The following is a 17,711-nucleotide window of genomic DNA, read 5'->3' as shown; positions in this document are numbered from 1 at the left end:
TTTAGAACTCTTTTTTTACAGAGCCACAGGTAAGCATTTTACCGCCATAGTAAGGGTTTTTGATAGCTTTAGCTTCGCTAATCCAAACCGCACCTTTACCATCGTTATACATTGGACAATGGTCTTGATATAATTTTTGTGTAGTTCCAAATAATACTATAAGATCGGAAACATCTTTGCTTAATGATGCTAAATGTTCTCTTTGATGGTCTATTTTGCCTGCATTATCACCAATGTGTTCTGCATTTTCCTTAGCATTTTCAGCTATCTCCATATATTCTTTATGTTTGTTGGCAGGAATGGATTTCATATTTACATTGTTTAAAGTTGTAAATAATTGCTTCCCTGCATTAGCAGCTGCTTGGTCGTTATCTGAGACAAGTGCATTTTTTAAAGTCAAATAATCCTTAATTATAGGTGCGATAGTAAACTTTTGAGCTTGCTTCACATCGGATTTTTCTGCCTCTTGAGAAGACGTATCCGTTGAAGTAACAGTTGCTACCGTATCATTGAGTGTAGGTGATTGTAACTCCGGAATTGCAGCAATTGTTGTGCTATCATTAGCTTGCTGGTCGCTATTTTTATTTGAAGATTGATTGCAGGAAATTGTTACCGCTGCAACTGTTACTAATGTAATGATTGAGAAAATTATATTTTTCATTTTATTCATTTTTGATATTATTGAAGAAATTTATCTTATTTATTTGTTTTCAAATTCATTTAGCTTATGCTTCATAAATTCGATTTCTTGTGCCTGTGTTTCCAGTATGTTTTTTTGTAACTGTATCAATTCGGGGTCGGTAAGCTTAGCCTTTTCAGACATCAATACTGCTGCTGCGTGATGTGGTATCATACCTTTTACAAACTCCTTATCGCCCACAAATAATTGCTCCCGAATACCAAACCAACAAAAGATGCCAATCGCAAAGGAAACCGTTATGATTGCCCAATTGATTTTTTTGTTTTGATACATTCCTTTCATTATCCATAATTCAATTACCAACATTGCCGAAACCATTAGTAGGGTCATATATAAATTATTGATGTTGGGGATAAGGTTCTGCAAACCGTCAATCATAGCATACATAATAAAATACATAGCTACAAACATTGCAACAGCCATTACAGCAAAACGTTTGTACATTGCTAAAGAATGATTGGGGTTATTTTCTTCACTCTTTTGGGTATGTTGCATTCCGTGTTGGTTTTTCATACTTTCCATAACAATAGCGTTTTATTTGTTATTTAATAGTTTCCTGCACACTACCGCAGGTAAGCATTTTAGAACCGTAATATGGGTTTTTAACCACTTCTTCCTTACTTAACCAGTTTGCACCTTTCCCATTATTGTACATAGGGCAATGCAGATAATAAACAGGTGCTTCTTGTTTTGATACCTTAGTTAATTCATACATATTCTTAGAAAGCAAAGCGAAAGTTTCTCTTTGTTTTGCCACATCTTTGGTTGTAGCAATTTTTTCAGCATTTGCTGTTAAATCCTTCATCACTTCCATCCAAACGTTATGTTCCTTGGTAGAAAGTTTTGTCATTTCTACCGCTTTAATGGCTTTTACCAATTCAGCGGCTTTTGCAGATGAGATACCTGCATCAGTTTTTACTAACGCATCTTTAACCGAAAAGTAGTTCTCGAAAACGGTTTTTAATTGCGGTACATTTTGCGTTTCAGTGGTGTTTTTTTGAGCCATATCGCTTTGGTTATGGTTGGCGTGTTCATTTTTCATATCCATACCTGCATCTTTGGTTTTTGCAACTGGTTTTAGTTCCCTTTTATACTGGCAACAGTCGGATAATTTTGCATATACATCATCTGGAGCCAAAAATTTCTCGCTGTCATAACCTGCCAAAGCAATACGTTTCAGTATTTCATCCTGATTTGTTTTTTTATCATCGTATTTAAGTGTAGCCATTTTGGTGTCTTTATTCCATTCTACTGTGGCTACATTTTTTAAATTTCCTGCTTTTTCGATGGTTGTTTTACACATTTCGCAGTTGCCATATATTTTTACGGTTTCTGTTTTTGCATTTTTGATTTGTGCAAAACTGTTTACAGCTGATAGTAATACGGTGATTACCATCAATATTTTTGATATTGATTTCATTTTTATTTTTTTTTATTTAATAAGATATACGAAGAGTTTGCGAAAACTGGATTCAGCTTTCGACAAGGCACACGTATGGCTAACAAGCCATCGTTTTAGCTTATTTTAGGTGGTTGCCAAATGGAAGAGTAGCCTGAAGAATAGTAGGCTTCTTTGAAACCGAATTTTTGCTTTTTAATTTCAGCAAAAGGGTCAGCTGTTTTTAAATCTACTGGTATTGGTAAGCTTACAGAAGATGAAGAAGTGCTGCATCCACAAGAACTGTGCTTACAATTGCCGTCGCAGTCGTGACCATCTTTGCATTTTTTACAGGACTTGTCCTTGCAACTGCTTTTATGTTCTGCTTTTGCAGATTGATCTTTTGAGCAGGACTTTTGCTCTGTCTTAGTTGTTTTTTTTGCACAAGCATAGCTTATGCTTGGCATTAGGAAAAAGCCCAAACATAGTAAGATGACAAAGCTGATATGTTTACTCAAATTTTTCAACACTACAAAATTATGAAATTATTTCTTTTAATTGCTATATTTTGCACTTTCGTGAACTGCAAACACAGAATTATAGATAAAATGTCTAAATCACTAGTCTGCATAGTCCTTTTTATGCTTATTAAAATAAATATACAGTGAATTACCTAAAGTGTTTGTTATAAGTTAAATAACTAAACAGGTATTAGGATAAGTAAATTATCTTTGTTTAATGGTTCTATTTTAAAACCTGCTTTCTGTACAGTTTCAATTTCCTGTTCTTGTGTAATTCCTTCTGATTTTACGGTAAGCACCTTGTCTTTAGTTGTATCTACTTCCCAATGTCATATACCATCGGCATTATCCAAATGAGGTTTTACAGATGCTACACATCCACCACAGTTAATATTTGTTTTGAATCGTAAGTCTTGATTATTCTTTTCCATTTTGTTTATTGAATAATTCATTTAAAGTTTAAAACTGCGTAATCGCAATGCATTTACGATTACCGATACAGAACTTAAAGACATTGCTAAAGCTGCAATCATTGGAGATAATAAAATTCCAAAAAACGGATATAAAATACCTGCTGCAATTGGAACACCAAGCACATTGTAGAAAAAGGCAAAGAATAAATTTTGCTTGATGTTTTTCATAACAGCATGGCTCAAATTTTTTGCTTTAACGATACCTAATAAATCGCCTTTTACTAAAGTTATTTTGGCACTTTCTATGGCTACATCGGTTCCAGTTCCCATAGCTATTCCGATATTGGCTTGTGCTAATGCCGGAGCATCATTTATACCATCACCAGCCATAGCTACAATTTTCCCTTCTGCTTGTAAACGTTTAATTTCGTTGAGTTTATCTTCGGGTAAGCATCCTGCTTTATAGGAAGATAAACCTAATTCATCCGCTACTGCTTTGGCTGTATTAACATTGTCACCAGTAAGCATAATTACTTCTACACCTTGAAGCATTAGTTCTTTTATCGCTGCTGCACTCGAAGTTTTTATCGCATCGGTAATTGAAACAAAACCAACTGTAACACCATCAACAGCAATGTAAGAAACCGTTTTACCAAGTTTTTGTTCTGCAATAATTTTGTTTTCTAAATCGTCAGAAATAGTTGCCTTAACCTGTTCCATTAGTTTTTTATTGCCTAATGCTACTTTTCTATTGGTAACCGTTCCTGTAACTCCTTTTCCTGTAACATTTTCAAAATCTTTGACTCCAATTAATGAAATAGATTTTGTTTTGGCATAATTGACTACTGCTTGTGCCAATGGATGTTCACTGTATTGGTTTAAGGAAGCTATATTTTGCAATAAATCATCCTCGTTATTAGTTGATGCGTAAATTTTTTCTACCGAAGGTTTTCCCTCTGTTAGCGTTCCTGTTTTATCTGTTATTAAAACATCCACCTTATTCATATTTTCTAAGGCTTCGGCATTTTTAATTAATACTCCAGATTGTGCTCCTTTGCCCACACCCACCATCACAGACATCGGCGTGGCTAAACCTAAAGCACAAGGACAAGCTATGATTAAAACTGCAATGGCATTTATAAATCCATAAACCTTCGCTGGTTCTGGACCAAATAGTGCCCAAACAAAAAAGGTAATTACTGAAATGATTACTACAATGGGTACAAAATATTTAGAAATACTATCGGCTAATTTTTGAATGGGTGCTCTTGAACGAGAAGCATCGTTAACCATTTGTACAATTTGAGAAAGTAATGTTTCAGAACCTACTTTTTCGGCCATCATTACAAATGATTTGTTCCCGTTGATTGTTCCCGAAATTACATTATCGTCTTTCTTTTTGTCAACGGGAATTGGTTCTCCTGTAATCATTGCTTCATCAATACTGCTTTCACCATCGGTTATTTTTCCGTCAACTGGAATTTTATCTCCTGGTTTTACGCGTAATAAATCACCTTTCTTAATATCATGAATGGAAATCACTTTATCGCCCCCTTCACCAATCAAAGTAGCTTCGGTTGGTGCTAATTGTAATAACGCTTTTATAGCTCCACTGGTTTGGCTATGTGCTCTTGCTTCTAACAATTGTCCCAACAAGACCAGTGTAATGATTACTGTTGCTGCTTCAAAATAAAGATGAATGGTTCCGTGTTCGGTTTTAAATTCTTCCGGAAAGATATTCGGAATCAGCATTCCTACAATACTAAACAAAAATGCAACTCCAGTTCCTATTCCGATAAGGGTAAACATATTTAGATTCCAAGTGATTATGGATTTCCAAGCTCGTACAAAAAACATCCAACCAGCATAGAAAACAACAGGAATTGAAAACAGAAATTGCACCCAGTTCCACATGTTGCTGTCCATTATTTGAAATAACGGATTGTTATGTACCATTTCCATCATGGCAATAATAAAAATTGGCACCGTAAAGAGGGTTGCAATTTTCATTTTTTTAAGCAAATCCAGATAGGTTTTTTTTTCTTCGGAATCGCTTGGTTCCATGGGTACTAAATCCATTCCGCATATAGGACATGAACCCGGACTATCTTGAATAACTTCGGGATGCATTGGACAGGTGTACATCGTTTTCTTTACATCCAATTCTGCTTCTTTTACCAAATGCATTCCACAAACAGGGCAATCGCCAGCTTTATCATAGGTTTTATCGCCTTCACAATGCATTGGGCAATAGTATTTGCCTTTTATATTGCTAGTCACTTCGATTGTTTTTTTATCATCGTGAGAATGAGCGGAACAGCAGGATTTTGCCACTGGTTCATTTGTCGTGGTATGTTGTGGGCTTTTGTTATTGCTCATTTCTATGGTATATTTTCCAACAGCAGTTAATGCTTTTTGCAATTGTGTAGTTGGGATGTGTTTATCCATTGTCAGGGTAGCTGAGTTTTCATCTTTTGAAACTTCAACATTTGTCACATTTTCAACCTTTAATAAAGCCGATTTCACCTTTGCTTCGCAACCTCCACAGGTCATACCTGTTACTTGATATTTGTGTACCATTTTGTATGAGTTTTATTATGATACAAAGTTCCATATTGTTTCCATTTTTTCGTTGTGGAATTTTGGGAATGATTTGTAAGATTTACTTAGACCTTATCCAAAGGTTTTCTTTTATCCTCTCGTATTTGCTTGAAATAACTTGTGGTAAGTCCTGTTACCTTTTTGAATTGGTTGCTTAAATAGGCTACACTTGAGTAATTTAAACGGAAAGCAATTTCACTCAAAGATAGTTCATCATATACCAATAATTCTTTTACCTTCTCTATTTTTTGGGCAATAAAATATTTTTCGATAGTAGTGCCTTCTACTTCTGAAAACAGGTTGGATAAGTAATTATAATCGTGGTGCAATTGACTGCTTAATACATCTGAAAGGTTAGTTTTGGTATTGTTGTCCTGATGATGAACCAAGTCAATAATGACGTTCTTTATCTTTTCGATAACCCTGCTTTTTTTATCATCAATGAGTTCAAATCCTAATAGAATTAAGGCTTTATCCAATTTATTTTTTTCATCGGTTGTTGGCTCTTTATCTAATGTTACTTCGCCGAGCTTTATATTTTTTACGTCTAAGCCAAGCTTGTCCAATTCATTCTGCACTACCATAATGCAACGGTTGCAAACCATATTTTTTATAAAGAGTGTTGTCATATATTTTGTGCTTTATTTGAAATTAGCTTAAAATAGGCTCTATAAAATTACAATTAATATTTTCTTGTAATTGTAGAACAGTTGTCAATTGATGTATTTATCCACTGCGTTGTCCAATTCTTCATTTTTAATATTGCTTAAATTTGTATCTACCAAATGAAAAACTGGCCAAGTAGTTTGCTGACTTTCTTTATCCCATTTCTTTATTCAAAGCATCAATGAGCATTTTGGTCATAATATTTTTTCTTTAGCCACAAACTTGCACGTACCAATAATATCAGTACAGGAACTTCCACCAATGGGCCGATAACGCCCACAAATGCCTGTGGCGAATGAATACCGAAAACCGATATTGCTACGGCTATTGCCAATTCAAAATTGTTTCCTGTGGCTGTAAATGCGATGGATGTGTTTTTATCGTAAGGAACTTTAAGAGATTTATTGATAAAGAAGCTCACGAAAAACATAAGTATAAAATAGATGATTAACGGTATTGCTACTTTTACTACATCCATTGGCAACTCTACTATTTTATCGCCTTTCAGACTGAACATCAATACTATGGTAAACAGTAAAGCATACAATGTAATGGGCGATATTTTGGGTACAAATTTCCGATTATACCATTCTATACCTTTTGATTTTACAAGGAAGTAGCGGCTTAAAAAACCTGCCAAGAATGGAATACCCAAGTATATCAGTACGCTTTCGGTAACATCTTTCATTGATACGCTTACATTGAAATTGGCTAATCCTAATTTTGCAGGTAATACGTTGATGAATAACCAAACTAAAAAACTGTAAGTAAATATCTGGAAGATACTGTTTAATGCAACTAACATAGCTGTATATTCTCTGTTTGCTTTAGCTAAGTCACTCCAAACGATTACCATTGCGATACATCTTGCCAAACCTATCAGTATCAAACCTGTCATATAATCGGGTTCATTCCTTAAAAATAAAACGGCTAACCCGAACATTAGCACTGTACCGATACCCCAATTCAGTAATAAGGATATACCAATTACTTTTTTATCCTTAAACGCCATAGGCAATAATGAATAATCAACCTTTGCTAATGGCGGATACATCATCAATATTAAACCTATTGCCAACGGAATATTTGTAGTGCCTACGGATAGCGCATTTGTAATTTTTGAAATACCGGGAAAAATATATCCCAATCCTATACCTACTGCCATTGCAAGGAATATCCATAAGGTAAGGTATCTGTCTAAGAATTTTAGTTTTGGTTGCATCGGCTACATTTTAATCATTGAAAAAACATAGAACATTTCCGTTGCTATCTGTAAACTTCTATCAGCATATACCTTTGATTGTTCCTGTGTATTGTCTGAAATTTTAGGGTCTTCAAATGTGATAGGTATTCTCTTTTCTGCTCCTGCAATAAAAGGGCATCCGCCGTCTGCCTGTGAACAGGTCATAATAGCTACAAACGCTGATACAGGATTGAAAGGGCTATCATATTTTTTGGAAAAACCAACAATCGGCAAAGAATTATCACTATACTTTATGGCATATACAGGATTGTCGGTATCTGCTATTTTGAAAATACTTAATCCCTGATGTGTCAATGTTTCTGCCACTTTCGGGAATAATGCCGTTTCCTCTGTTCCGCCTGAATAACAATGTACATTTGGGATAGTATAGTACGCTGCTGCTACCTGTGCCCAAACCTGCGACAAATGACTTCTTCGTGAATTATGGGTACAAATGAAGTTGATACTTATTTCCTGACTATTGTTTACTTTTTGCTGTACAAAATCTATCAGTGGTCGTAATATATTTTTGCGTTCTTCACTGATGTTTTGAAAAGTAGTAACATTGTTTATTGTTTCAACTAAATTCTTATACATTTTGATTGATTTAAAGGGTTTAACAACATCCTGAATTAGGTGTGCAGGAAGCATTATTCAACGCTGATAATTTTATTTTTTGCTTTTCGACAGGAATACCGCAAGCATCCTGAGCAAGACAAGCTGTTGTTTTACTTTTCAGTACGAATGTTTTTCCGTTGAAATCCAAATCATATTTCCCGATAGTATCACTTTGATATTCTACTTCAATTTCAGCATCTTCCATGCCTAATTTTTCTTCGGATAGTTTGATGATGTTTAATAGCTTGGTTGGCTTCAATCTATGTTCGAAATCGTCAGCATTCCACAACTGAAAGTTGACTACTTTTTCATTGCGGATTACACCGCCACAATCAATAAATTTTTTATTGATTTGCCCCACTTCGGTAACGTGGAAATGTTCAGGAACAAATGTTCCGTTCTCTAATTGAAATTCAACATTCTCTAATGTTGGTAAGATTTCTTTGATTTTTGATAGTTTCATAATTCCATTATTTAATTGTTATATTGCATTGTTACGATTAATTTAGTCAAAATAAATGCTTAGCAACATTTATCAATACCTATATCGTCAACGAAGAAAGTGTTGAGTTCCTTCTTAATCTGCTGCCAAACATTTTCATCAATGCAGTAGCATACACTGGTTCCCTCTATATTTCCTTTAATAATACCAATGTTTTTTAGTTCTTTCAAATGCTGCGAAATGGTAGCTTGTGCCAATCCCAATTCCTCTACCAAGTCATTACAAATACAGGTATTTTGTTTAATGATATATTGTAGGATAGCTATGCGTGCAGGATGAGCCAATGCCTTTAGCGAAGTTGCTAAACGGTTCTGCTGTTCCGTAAATATTTCAGTTTTTGTAACTCCCATTTTTATCTATAATTATACATCGCAATATTACGATTAATATTTTAACTGCCAAAATTGTTTAAAAAAAATATTTAGTGAAGTTTACCCCTGTTGCACCAAATGTTGCAAATTCGGATCATTCTTAATCCTTTCCAATTCAGTTGCAATAATTAGAACAATGTCTATTTTTATCTGACGGTAATTACTTTCAATTTGCTGTTTCATTTTATCTTCCCCGTGTTCATCAACAAAGGATAGGATTTCCGGTATCTTCTGATATACTTTAGTTTCTGCGGCAACTTTTTCATTGTCCACGACAATTTCAGCGTGGAAAATCTTTTGCTCGATGCGTTCGTCAAAGTTGTCCGAAACAGCACCTACAAACATACCTTGGGTTAATGTTGAGATTTTGGAAGCCGGAATTAAACTATCTAATTGTGTCGATATTGAAGTTGAGGTATCATTTCTATTGATTGATAAACTTTGACGTTTCTGCAAAACTTTTCCGAACCTTTCCGAAAGGCTCTTTGCCGTTTCGCCAACTACCTGACCCGAAAATATATTGCCCACAGTGTTTTGGATAACCTTTGCTTCTTTATCGCCATAATCCCTTATCAATTGCGAAAAATCCTGAAAGCCTAAACAAACTGCCACTTTATTACTTCGGGCAGTTGCAATAAGATTATCTAATCCCCGAAAATAAATAGTGGGCAACTCATCAATAATAACAGAACTCTTTAATTGCCCTTTTTTATTAATGAGTTTGACAATCCTTGAATTATACAATCCCAAAGCTGCCGAATAAATATTTTGACGGTCGGGATTATTACCAACACACAAAATCTTGGGTTCTTTGGGATTATTAATATCCAAAGAAAAATCATCGCCAGTCATTACCCAATACAATTGTGGCGAAATCATTCTTGATAAAGGAATTTTTGCTGATGCAATCTGTCCCTGTAATTGGTCTTGTGCGCCACTTTGCCACGCATCCATAAACGGCGAAAGATAATTTTCCAAATCAGGATATGAAGTTAAAATAGTAAATACGTCCGAATACTTTTTATTCAGCAATTCAATGGCGTGTGGGAATGTACAGTACTTACCGTCCTCATAGATTTTCAGATACCAAATAATAGCAGCCAATAATATAATCGGGCTTTCCACAAAGAAATCGCCTTGCTTCTGTATCCAGCTACGATTGAGGTTCAGCATTATGGTATATGCGGCTTCGTAAGCATCGGAAATGTCCGTCATAAAGTTGGGATTGAGAGGATTGCAACGGTGGCTCTTACGTGGATCGTCAAAATTGATGATGTAGAGTTTGGGTTGAACTTTGTACTTGTCCCGATGCTTCAGTAAATGATTGTAGGCAATGGTGGAAAGGTCATCAAACTTAAAATCGTAGATGTACATTGAGAACCCTTTCTCAATCTGTTGCTTGATATAGTTGTTTACGATAGCATACGATTTTCCGGAACCTGGCGTTCCTAAAACAATGGTTGCCCGAAAAGGATTGACGATGTTTATCCAGCCGTTATTCCATTTGTTTTTGTAATAAAATTTTGTGGGAAGATTGACAGAATATTCATTTTCCATCAATTTGGTTTCCTGCTGAAAACTCTCGTTCTCATTATTGAAAACATCGTCCATAAGGTTAGTACGAAGCAAACGGCTCATCCAAACACCTGCCATCAGCAAAGCGATATAACCTAACGAGATAGTAAGGATATACAGGAATGTGCTTATTACCGGAGATAGCTTTAACAACGGTGTATTCAGGAAGAACAGCACAAAACCAACGCCCAAAGCTACGTAAATTTTAGTCCAGGTTATCTTTTCATTCTTTACGCCTTTAGTTCCCAAGCAGCTCAAAGCCAGCAATACAATTGCAAAAACTTTGGTATATAAGGTATGCGAAAACAAACCAGCTGTTCGTTGGAAATTGCCTAATATTTTATTGATTACTTCTAAAGTCCAGCCACGTTCTATGAAGAAACCGTAGCAGAACCAATAAAGGTGCATCAGTACCAAAAGAATACTGACTGCCCGCATAAATGCCATAATCTTGGCAAGTCCTCTTAAATCATCTTCTCCCTGCATTATTTTAATTTTTAATGTTAGGGCGTGAATTTAAAAGGTCTAAAGAGTGGTTATAAGAATGTGGCACTCAATGGCGGTGCATGGTACTGTTTGGCGGAGAGATAAGAGGTGTAGCTCCTATGACCACTTTGTATAGTAACATTTATAGAGGATCAAAATAAAAGACACTTTTAGTTGCTAACCTTTTTTGTTTTCTGTCCGTTAGCAACATTTTTTGTCTTGCTGAATGGGTGGACAAGGAACATTTCCGTAACTGCAATAAACACAACAGTCTCCTTGTTTTGGTTTAAGAACTTGTTTGCACTTTTCACATTCGTAGAAATATTGGCAAGCATCTGTCGGCATTGTTTCTTCTTTCTTGTGTTCGCAGTTGGGGCAGATTATTGTTGATTGCAATTTGATTTCCATTTCATTTTATTTTTTGTCGGTTACAGAATATCCTGTCGAGTTTATTGCTTTTTCAATTTCAAAAATGTTAGTTTTTGAGTTGTCAAATTTTACGATTGCGTTTTCTTTTTCGTATGAGGCGTTTGAACTTATTATTCCTGTCAATTTATTTACTTCATGGTTTACGTGTTCGCCACAACTTGCACAAGTCATTCCGCTAATCGTAAATTCTACTTTTTGAATATTGGATTTGTCCACCACTATAATTTGCTTTTCTGTCTTTGGGTAGAAAATGCTTGAGTAGTATGGAAAGACAAGCATTACGATTGCAAATGCTGTTACAATTCCTAAAAACATTTTTGACTGAATGAATTTTGGTTTTTCTTCTGTCTCACAATTGCAATCTATTTGCTTTTTGGGTTTCAACTTTTGATACCAAGCAAAACCAAGAACCAAAATTGTCAACCCAATAAAATACGGTCGAAAAGGTTCAAGCCAAGAAAAAGTGGAAGTAAGACCGCTTGTTCCTGCAATAAGAGCTAATACGGGTGTGATGCAACAAAGAGAAGCTGCAATTGCAGTCAAAAGTCCTGCACCAATTAATTTTTTGTCTGTTTTCATATTGTTTCCAAAATTTTGTTTTCGCCAAGGATTTTGAAAAACGGGTTCAGCATTTTTTCATACTCTTTAGCCAATGAGTAAAAAATGGTTTGAGCTTCTCGTTCTGCTTCAATGAGTTTTCTGTCTTTGAGTTTTCGTAAGTGCTGTGAAACTGCTGAAATTGTCATACCAAGTATGTCGCTTATGTCACAAACACAAAGCCGTTTTTCTTCATAAAGCAGAAAGAGGATTTTCAGCCTTACATTGTTTCCCGCTAATTCAAGTCCGTTCGATAAATAGTCAAACGAACCATTGAGTTCTGAAACTCTGTCTTTACAACGGTTTATTTGTTTAATGTCCGCTTGTTGTCGTATGCAAGAATTATTGTCCATAGTGCAAAGATAGCTAATTCGTTTATTTAAGCAAGTACTTAAATATAACAAATAGAATTAAAAATCTAACCTATTACAGTCTTCTTTTTTTCTTCTTCATTTTGTTAGCAAAATCCTGTTCCTCGTAATCATCGCCCTGGGCTTCGGGAAGCAAACCGCCTAATGCCTCAATCAAACCGTCTTCGTGTTTTTCAGAAGTATTCAGGAAGTCGAACAAATGATGTGGTTCTTCCGCAGGAAGATCTGCATCATTCGGTCTTGATATTTTCGATTGTAGTTCAACTGGTTCTTTAATGTCGGGTTTGATATTATTGTTCCAATAATCATTAAAGGTATTGGCAGAAAGTTCTGTTCCTAAACGGGAACCGTTCCAAACCGCTTTGGAATTGTGGTCAATAAATGTGATACCATAAATACGCCCTGTATCATTCCGGCGCACTACTACGTTAATGCCCTGTTCCGTTAACTGCTTTTTAAATGCCTGTTCATCGCTCGTGGTTTTCAGGGCAATGGTAATGGCAGCTTTGATAGTTGGCTTTGTCGGGTGGTCTTTCAAAGCCTCTTTGCATTTCGCAAAATGCAATTCCAAAGTCGGAAGCCCTGCGCTCTTTCCGAAAAGCGAAGCCTTGAATGGATGTCCGGCCCTTTCTCCTTTTTCATTTAACGGAATATACAATAAACCCTGCTGAGATTTTCCCTGCAATTCGTCCTCAACTTTTTCAGTAGTAATATTGAATAACGAAAGCAATGCGTTGTATTCGCCCAATGTCTGGTATTGGTAATAGTTCGGTAAATGGCGAATTACCGAAGCTATCTGACTTTTTACATCACCTTTCTGGTAATTCACAGGGCTAAAAATCTTATCGTTCTGCTTGTGTTCCTTATCTGTTGCAGATACCAATCCGTGTTGCCTTTCGAGTTCTCGGCACACATTCATAGACCGCATTTTCTCAAATTTATCTGAAATCTTTTTGCCTTCTTCATTCACACAAACCGAAACAATATGTATGTGCGTTCTGTCGATATCAGTATGCTTGAACACGACAAAAGGCTGTTCGCCATAACCCATTTCACGCATATACTGCTCTGCCAACTCCCTAAATTTTTCATCACTAACATTATCTTTCGGGTCTGGATTGAGCGAAATATGCAACGTATGTTTTTCGGTATTTCGATTTGCAATAAGATAAGGTGTAAAAGATTGGCTTAATTGTGCTACAGAATAATGTCCGCTTGGTGTTTCAATTATCTTATTAGCAAACAGAATTTGTCCGTTTTCCTTTTCCACTTTAAGATTATTGTACGCCAAAGCACCATATAAATTACTGCTTCTTCCAATTTTTGCTATCATTTTTAGACCTGTTTTTTCAGATGTTTTGCTTCAAATTCTTCGATTAGATGAATTATTTTTTGGCATAACAATACCATTTCAATCGTCTGTTTTTCCAATTTATAGAGGTAGGCAGATCCTTTTTTCTCTGAAAAATTCTTGTACAATAGCTTTACAACTTGGTTATAATTTACACCTACCGAGCGAAATTGACTGTGAAACGAGGTCAATCGCATATAGAAATCAACTGTTCCTTTATCAATTTGAATGGTTTTTATCTTTTTTTCAAAGATGCAAGAGGTTATAAAATGTGCCTTTACCTGCATTCCCGATTGGTCAAAGAGCGAAAGAAATCGGCTGTGCTCTTCTGCATTAAAGGAAATTGTATATCTAATCTTCGCCGGGTCTTCTTTAGGTCGGCGTCCGGTCTTTTTTAATTGTTTTCTGTTGTTTTCGTTCATCACAAATCCATTTATAATTTACACAAAACCCTGACTTCGGAAGGTGTTTTTCAGCCCCCGGCAGGGCAAGTTGTTTTGAGCATCCGAAATCGTTTCGAGATGCTCAAAACACAACTTGCCGTGTTCTGATGAACACAAAAATCCGCCCTGCGGGACGGATTAAATGTAGCAGGGAAAATCGGCTCGATGCCGTTCTGCTTCGTGTCCATTTTATCAAGATGCTTTGCATAAATCCGTTAGTAAAATTCATTTTACAAAGTAACCAACTGTTGATAAGAGTATTGCAATGTGATACTAGGACAAACTCTGCCTTTAGAAGCCAAACACTACCACGATAATGTAAACACCTATTTATCTGCATTTATTTGTACTTACAAACACATATAGAGACATAGTTAGCTATGCAGGTAACAACGTAAGTACTTCATTACCGATGTAAATAAATACAAATGTGAAGATGTAAAAAAGCACCCATTGAAATACTTGAATATGCAATTGTGTACGCAAAAAAGCAGGTATATAAATAAGTAATTATGGTTGTACAAATCTATTTGCCTACAGCCATAAAAAAGTATTCAAGTACATAAATAGCCTAGTGCGTAATTACCTGTTTATCTCTATAATTCTGTATAGAGCTACAAACCTATATGCGCACCTAAGTAATTGAGGATATAAATTTAAAAAACAGTTGAAATATGAATGCAAAACACAAAACAGTATTTATCGCCTTTTCATCTCAAAAAGGCGGTGTGGGAAAAAGTACATTTACAACATTGGTTGCAAGTACGATGCACTATCGGTTGGGCTATAATGTAGCCGTATTTGATGCCGATTTTCCCCAGCACAGCCTGATGAAAATGAAGGCTCGTGATTTGGCGATGGTAATGGAAAACGAAGCTTTAAAAAAGCTGGCTTACAAACAATTTACCACCATCAACAAAAAAGCCTATCCGATTATGCAATCCAAAGCTGATAGCGTATTGGAAACCGCTCACGAATTTTTAAGTAGTTCTTCAGTACCTATTGATGTGGTCTTTTTTGACCTGCCCGGAACGGTTAACACGCCTGGTATTTTGAATGCATTGGCAGGAATGCACCACATTTTTACACCTATCACGGCAGACCGAGTGGTAATGGAAAGCACACTGATTTTTACACAGCTTTTGCAGGATGTGATTATGAAAAAAGGCGAAACTTCCATAGAAACCATCAACCTGTTTTGGAACCAGGTTGATGGCAGGGAAAGTACACCTTTATATGAGGTTTATAACGAGCTCATCAAACAATTAGGATTAAGCCTGATGCAGAGCCAAATCAAAAACAGCACCCGTTTTCGCAAAGAAAGTGAAGTAAACAGCAAAGCCGTTTTCCGTTCTACGGTAATGCCACCTGATGAACGCTTGATGAAAGCCTGTCAGTTAGATCAATTTGTAAATGAATTTTTAAGAATCATTCAATTATAGTCTAATGGAAAAAGAAAATAAGAAAAAAAGTACGCCCGATATTAACGAGGAACTGATGATGAGCCTGATGGTAGATGGCGTAAAAAGAGAGGGATTACAGTTACCCACAGAACAAACTGTTGAAGCCCTCGAAAAGGAATATGTTCAGCCCGAAAAACTACCATTGGAGAAATCTGCTGTGAAGGAAAAGACCAAAATTAAAAAAACAAACGAAACAGATTACGAAAGCCTCTTTTTCAAAAGAACAGACACGAATGCCCGAGATGGAAAAACGGTATATATCCGACCAGATTTTCACGAAAAATTGTCACGTATTGTACAAGTGATAGGCGAAGACAAAATAACCATTTACGGTTATTTAGACAATTTACTGGACTACCATTTTCAGGAATTTGGCGAGCAGATTACCAAGAGTTTTAATGATAAATACAAACCTATTTTATAAGTTATGGAAATAGTAATTGTGATATGCCTGCTGATTTTGATTGCCCTGCTTGTGCAGGACAAGATTGTAATCAAAAAAAGTTCAGAAAGAAAACCGATACAGGGAAAAAGCAACCCTAAACTGCCCGATATTATGGGGCAACCTAGACCTAAGAGAAGCCTTTCGGTGCCAAACAATGCCACTGAACGCCAAAATGAGGAGCAGGAAGTAAATCCTGATAATTTTGACATAGAATACGACGAAAATGAAAACGTCGACATTCAAATTCCGCAGGAAGAGCTGGACGAAGTTTTCAGTAATATGTCTGATTTTGATGATGAAGAAGATGAATGGAACAGGTACGGAATATCCAGTAGCGATAACGGTTTTGCCCAAGGGGTTACCTTTGAAGAACTAAGCTCCGTGGGGATGTTGCTACAAAAAGAAAAATTGGAGCCGTCTCAAAAGGAAACAGCGATAGCCATAGTTCAGAAAATACAAGGAACCGAATTATTCAGCCTTTTGGAAAATTCTATGGAAGGCACTTCTCGTAAAATAGCAGAGCTATTGGACAGTAACCTTTCTTCTGAAACGGAAGCCAGTTCTTCCACTTTGCGGAAAAATGATTTTGATGGTTTTGACATTGGGAAGTTTGTATAGACTTCCCAATGTTTTTATAGTGCTTTATCTAATCGTTTATGGATATATGATATGGTATTTAAAATGTCAAGAGCCTCTTCTTCAGTAATCTCAAATTTAATTTTAGGTTGATGTGCAGTAGGATTTCTAATTAAGCCAAAAACACCCTTAATTAGATTACATAATCCTATGTGTTCGCTTCTATCCGTATCGGTCAATAAATTATTGATTTTAATTAAAGGATTGGTTGTTGAAAATACGGTTTCTACCAAAGCATTGCCGTCAGCATACAATCCAGTCAACTTTCTTAAACGGTCGGCAACACTTTTAGTTGCTTCAAAAACAGAATGAAAATAATTTTCAAACAATAATTCAGCTTTACAATATTCAAAAACAGCGGTATGAACGTTTCTATTTTCTAATTTATGTTTCAAGCGACTAGCTCTTTGTTCGGCATCGGCTATTGTAGTTGCTTTTGCCACCAATCTAAATTTTCCTTCCTCCGTAAGTTCAGTACCTATAAACGACAACCGCTTATTTACTTCCAATCTACGGTTATGAAAAACTTCCTCTTTCCCAATATAACGTACTGGTTGTAAAGCATCTTGTACAAATCTTAATATGTGATTTGAACATTGATGCTGATTTTGCCACTCAGCAAATGCTGAATATAATCTTCTCCATTTTGTGTTTTGGGGGTCTATATCTGGAATATTAGAATTTAAAAGAATTTGTCCAATTTCTGTACCCGTTAAGCCATCTGCCGTATCACCAATTGTTCTGCATAACCCTTCCAATATGTGCGCTTCAAACACGGGATGTTTAATACTTGCCATTCTTATTTTTTCTTTATTAATGCTATTAAATATTTCTATAAAAGAATTAGCAAGATACGCTAATATATTGTTTTTTGAACCTTCAACCGCCACTCACCGCCAAGT

General features: G+C 35.8%; 20 protein-coding genes and 1 pseudogene. 3 read left to right on the top strand and 18 right to left on the bottom strand.

The genetic code is table 11. From position 1 onward, the window contains the following. Position 1: 1 nt before the first annotated feature. The 17 genes and pseudogenes from FQU23_RS09235 to mobA form a co-directional block, all read right to left on the bottom strand. Entirely contained in the window at positions 2–661 is a 660-nt protein-coding gene (locus FQU23_RS09235) for a DUF3347 domain-containing protein (RefSeq protein WP_113667159.1), read from the bottom strand. A 39-nt stretch (positions 662–700) separates the two neighbouring features. After that, positions 701–1,222, bottom strand: a complete 522-nt coding sequence (locus FQU23_RS09230) for a DUF305 domain-containing protein (RefSeq protein ID WP_113667140.1) — start codon at positions 1,220–1,222, stop codon at positions 701–703. A 19-nt stretch (positions 1,223–1,241) separates the two neighbouring features. Next, a complete protein-coding gene (locus FQU23_RS09225; protein ID WP_092908326.1) occupies positions 1,242–2,120 on the bottom strand; it encodes a DUF3347 domain-containing protein in 879 nt (292 codons plus the stop codon). 95 nt (positions 2,121–2,215) lie between these two features. Beyond that, positions 2,216–2,545 carry a hypothetical protein gene (locus tag FQU23_RS16110; RefSeq protein WP_207917086.1) on the bottom strand — a complete coding sequence of 110 codons (330 nt, stop codon included), beginning with the start codon at positions 2,543–2,545 and terminating at the stop codon, positions 2,216–2,218. 233 nt (positions 2,546–2,778) lie between these two features. Beyond that, positions 2,779–3,030: pseudogene (locus FQU23_RS16210) on the bottom strand (heavy-metal-associated domain-containing protein). A gap of 21 nt (positions 3,031–3,051) precedes the next feature. Then, on the bottom strand, positions 3,052–5,592 hold the full coding sequence (locus FQU23_RS09210) for a heavy metal translocating P-type ATPase (protein WP_113667139.1): 2,541 nt from the start codon (positions 5,590–5,592) through the stop codon (positions 3,052–3,054). An 86-nt stretch (positions 5,593–5,678) separates the two neighbouring features. Next, the gene (locus FQU23_RS09205; RefSeq protein ID WP_074590661.1) at positions 5,679–6,242 is read right to left on the bottom strand and encodes a helix-turn-helix domain-containing protein; all 564 of its coding nucleotides are present in this window, start codon (positions 6,240–6,242) and stop codon (positions 5,679–5,681) included. 215 nt (positions 6,243–6,457) lie between these two features. Then, complete coding sequence (gene arsB / locus FQU23_RS09200) at positions 6,458–7,501, bottom strand: ACR3 family arsenite efflux transporter (RefSeq protein WP_074590663.1); 1,044 nt, start codon at positions 7,499–7,501, stop codon at positions 6,458–6,460. Between the two features lie 3 nt (positions 7,502–7,504). Beyond that, the gene (locus FQU23_RS09195; RefSeq protein WP_074590666.1) at positions 7,505–8,119 is read right to left on the bottom strand and encodes a low molecular weight phosphatase family protein; all 615 of its coding nucleotides are present in this window, start codon (positions 8,117–8,119) and stop codon (positions 7,505–7,507) included. A gap of 19 nt (positions 8,120–8,138) precedes the next feature. Continuing rightward, positions 8,139–8,603: a DUF6428 family protein gene (locus FQU23_RS09190; RefSeq protein ID WP_074590668.1), complete on the bottom strand. Its 465-nt coding sequence runs from the start codon at positions 8,601–8,603 to the stop codon at positions 8,139–8,141. 59 nt (positions 8,604–8,662) lie between these two features. Next, positions 8,663–8,992 carry an ArsR/SmtB family transcription factor gene (locus FQU23_RS09185; RefSeq protein WP_074590670.1) on the bottom strand — a complete coding sequence of 110 codons (330 nt, stop codon included), beginning with the start codon at positions 8,990–8,992 and terminating at the stop codon, positions 8,663–8,665. Between the two features lie 81 nt (positions 8,993–9,073). Further along, the gene (gene mobC, locus FQU23_RS09180; protein ID WP_074590671.1) at positions 9,074–11,074 is read right to left on the bottom strand and encodes a conjugal transfer protein MobC; all 2,001 of its coding nucleotides are present in this window, start codon (positions 11,072–11,074) and stop codon (positions 9,074–9,076) included. A gap of 201 nt (positions 11,075–11,275) precedes the next feature. Beyond that, entirely contained in the window at positions 11,276–11,482 is a 207-nt protein-coding gene (locus FQU23_RS16205; RefSeq protein WP_074590674.1) for a GDCCVxC domain-containing (seleno)protein, read from the bottom strand. A 6-nt stretch (positions 11,483–11,488) separates the two neighbouring features. Further along, entirely contained in the window at positions 11,489–12,082 is a 594-nt protein-coding gene (merTP, locus tag FQU23_RS09170) for a mercuric transport protein MerTP (protein ID WP_074590676.1), read from the bottom strand. After that, positions 12,079–12,453 carry an ArsR/SmtB family transcription factor gene (locus tag FQU23_RS09165; RefSeq protein WP_074590678.1) on the bottom strand — a complete coding sequence of 125 codons (375 nt, stop codon included), beginning with the start codon at positions 12,451–12,453 and terminating at the stop codon, positions 12,079–12,081. The genes merTP and FQU23_RS09165 overlap by 4 nt, the downstream gene beginning before the upstream one ends. Before the next feature lie 73 nt (positions 12,454–12,526). Next, positions 12,527–13,804: a conjugal transfer protein MobB gene (gene mobB / locus FQU23_RS09160; RefSeq protein ID WP_113667137.1), complete on the bottom strand. Its 1,278-nt coding sequence runs from the start codon at positions 13,802–13,804 to the stop codon at positions 12,527–12,529. Between the two features lie 2 nt (positions 13,805–13,806). Continuing rightward, positions 13,807–14,244: a conjugal transfer protein MobA gene (mobA, locus tag FQU23_RS09155; protein ID WP_113667136.1), complete on the bottom strand. Its 438-nt coding sequence runs from the start codon at positions 14,242–14,244 to the stop codon at positions 13,807–13,809. Positions 14,245–14,939: 695 nt separating this feature from the next. On the opposite strand from mobA, the gene FQU23_RS09150 reads away from it, so the two are divergent. From FQU23_RS09150 to FQU23_RS09140, 3 genes are read left to right on the top strand one after another with little or no spacing between them, the layout of a single operon-like run. Next, on the top strand, positions 14,940–15,707 hold the full coding sequence (locus FQU23_RS09150; protein ID WP_113667135.1) for a ParA family protein: 768 nt from the start codon (positions 14,940–14,942) through the stop codon (positions 15,705–15,707). A gap of 4 nt (positions 15,708–15,711) precedes the next feature. Then, a complete protein-coding gene (locus tag FQU23_RS09145; RefSeq protein WP_113667134.1) occupies positions 15,712–16,152 on the top strand; it encodes a DUF3408 domain-containing protein in 441 nt (146 codons plus the stop codon). Between the two features lie 3 nt (positions 16,153–16,155). Continuing rightward, complete coding sequence (locus FQU23_RS09140) at positions 16,156–16,791, top strand: conjugal transfer protein TraD (RefSeq protein WP_147673595.1); 636 nt, start codon at positions 16,156–16,158, stop codon at positions 16,789–16,791. Between the two features lie 14 nt (positions 16,792–16,805). Here FQU23_RS09140 and FQU23_RS09135 read toward each other — a convergent pair whose 3' ends face one another. Continuing rightward, positions 16,806–17,606, bottom strand: a complete 801-nt coding sequence (locus tag FQU23_RS09135) for a TIGR02391 family protein (RefSeq protein ID WP_147673594.1) — start codon at positions 17,604–17,606, stop codon at positions 16,806–16,808. Between the last annotated feature and the right edge of the window lie 105 nt (positions 17,607–17,711).

The organism is Flavobacterium sp. XN-5, assembly GCF_008033395.2.
In the GTDB taxonomy this organism is placed as follows: Bacteria; Bacteroidota; Bacteroidia; order Flavobacteriales; family Flavobacteriaceae; genus Flavobacterium; species Flavobacterium hiemivividum.
This window is presented reverse-complemented; position numbering and strand designations above follow the sequence as displayed.

What these genes read in the sequence shown, in the direction of transcription:
- FQU23_RS09235 (WP_113667159.1), bottom strand. Translation starts at nt 661, where the DNA reads ATGAAAAATATAATTTTCTCAATCATTACATTAGTAACAGTTGCAGCG.
- FQU23_RS09230 (WP_113667140.1), bottom strand. Translation starts at nt 1,222, where the DNA reads ATGGAAAGTATGAAAAACCAACACGGAATGCAACATACCCAAAAGAGT.
- FQU23_RS09225 (WP_092908326.1), bottom strand. Translation starts at nt 2,120, where the DNA reads ATGAAATCAATATCAAAAATATTGATGGTAATCACCGTATTACTATCA.
- FQU23_RS16110 (WP_207917086.1), bottom strand. Translation starts at nt 2,545, where the DNA reads ATGCCAAGCATAAGCTATGCTTGTGCAAAAAAAACAACTAAGACAGAG.
- FQU23_RS09210 (WP_113667139.1), bottom strand. Translation starts at nt 5,592, where the DNA reads ATGGTACACAAATATCAAGTAACAGGTATGACCTGTGGAGGTTGCGAA.
- FQU23_RS09205 (WP_074590661.1), bottom strand. Translation starts at nt 6,242, where the DNA reads ATGACAACACTCTTTATAAAAAATATGGTTTGCAACCGTTGCATTATG.
- arsB (WP_074590663.1), bottom strand. Translation starts at nt 7,501, where the DNA reads ATGCAACCAAAACTAAAATTCTTAGACAGATACCTTACCTTATGGATA.
- FQU23_RS09195 (WP_074590666.1), bottom strand. Translation starts at nt 8,119, where the DNA reads ATGTATAAGAATTTAGTTGAAACAATAAACAATGTTACTACTTTTCAA.
- FQU23_RS09190 (WP_074590668.1), bottom strand. Translation starts at nt 8,603, where the DNA reads ATGAAACTATCAAAAATCAAAGAAATCTTACCAACATTAGAGAATGTT.
- FQU23_RS09185 (WP_074590670.1), bottom strand. Translation starts at nt 8,992, where the DNA reads ATGGGAGTTACAAAAACTGAAATATTTACGGAACAGCAGAACCGTTTA.
- mobC (WP_074590671.1), bottom strand. Translation starts at nt 11,074, where the DNA reads ATGCAGGGAGAAGATGATTTAAGAGGACTTGCCAAGATTATGGCATTT.
- FQU23_RS16205 (WP_074590674.1), bottom strand. Translation starts at nt 11,482, where the DNA reads ATGGAAATCAAATTGCAATCAACAATAATCTGCCCCAACTGCGAACAC.
- merTP (WP_074590676.1), bottom strand. Translation starts at nt 12,082, where the DNA reads ATGAAAACAGACAAAAAATTAATTGGTGCAGGACTTTTGACTGCAATT.
- FQU23_RS09165 (WP_074590678.1), bottom strand. Translation starts at nt 12,453, where the DNA reads ATGGACAATAATTCTTGCATACGACAACAAGCGGACATTAAACAAATA.
- mobB (WP_113667137.1), bottom strand. Translation starts at nt 13,804, where the DNA reads ATGATAGCAAAAATTGGAAGAAGCAGTAATTTATATGGTGCTTTGGCG.
- mobA (WP_113667136.1), bottom strand. Translation starts at nt 14,244, where the DNA reads ATGAACGAAAACAACAGAAAACAATTAAAAAAGACCGGACGCCGACCT.
- FQU23_RS09150 (WP_113667135.1), top strand. Translation starts at nt 14,940, where the DNA reads ATGAATGCAAAACACAAAACAGTATTTATCGCCTTTTCATCTCAAAAA.
- FQU23_RS09145 (WP_113667134.1), top strand. Translation starts at nt 15,712, where the DNA reads ATGGAAAAAGAAAATAAGAAAAAAAGTACGCCCGATATTAACGAGGAA.
- FQU23_RS09140 (WP_147673595.1), top strand. Translation starts at nt 16,156, where the DNA reads ATGGAAATAGTAATTGTGATATGCCTGCTGATTTTGATTGCCCTGCTT.
- FQU23_RS09135 (WP_147673594.1), bottom strand. Translation starts at nt 17,606, where the DNA reads ATGGCAAGTATTAAACATCCCGTGTTTGAAGCGCACATATTGGAAGGG.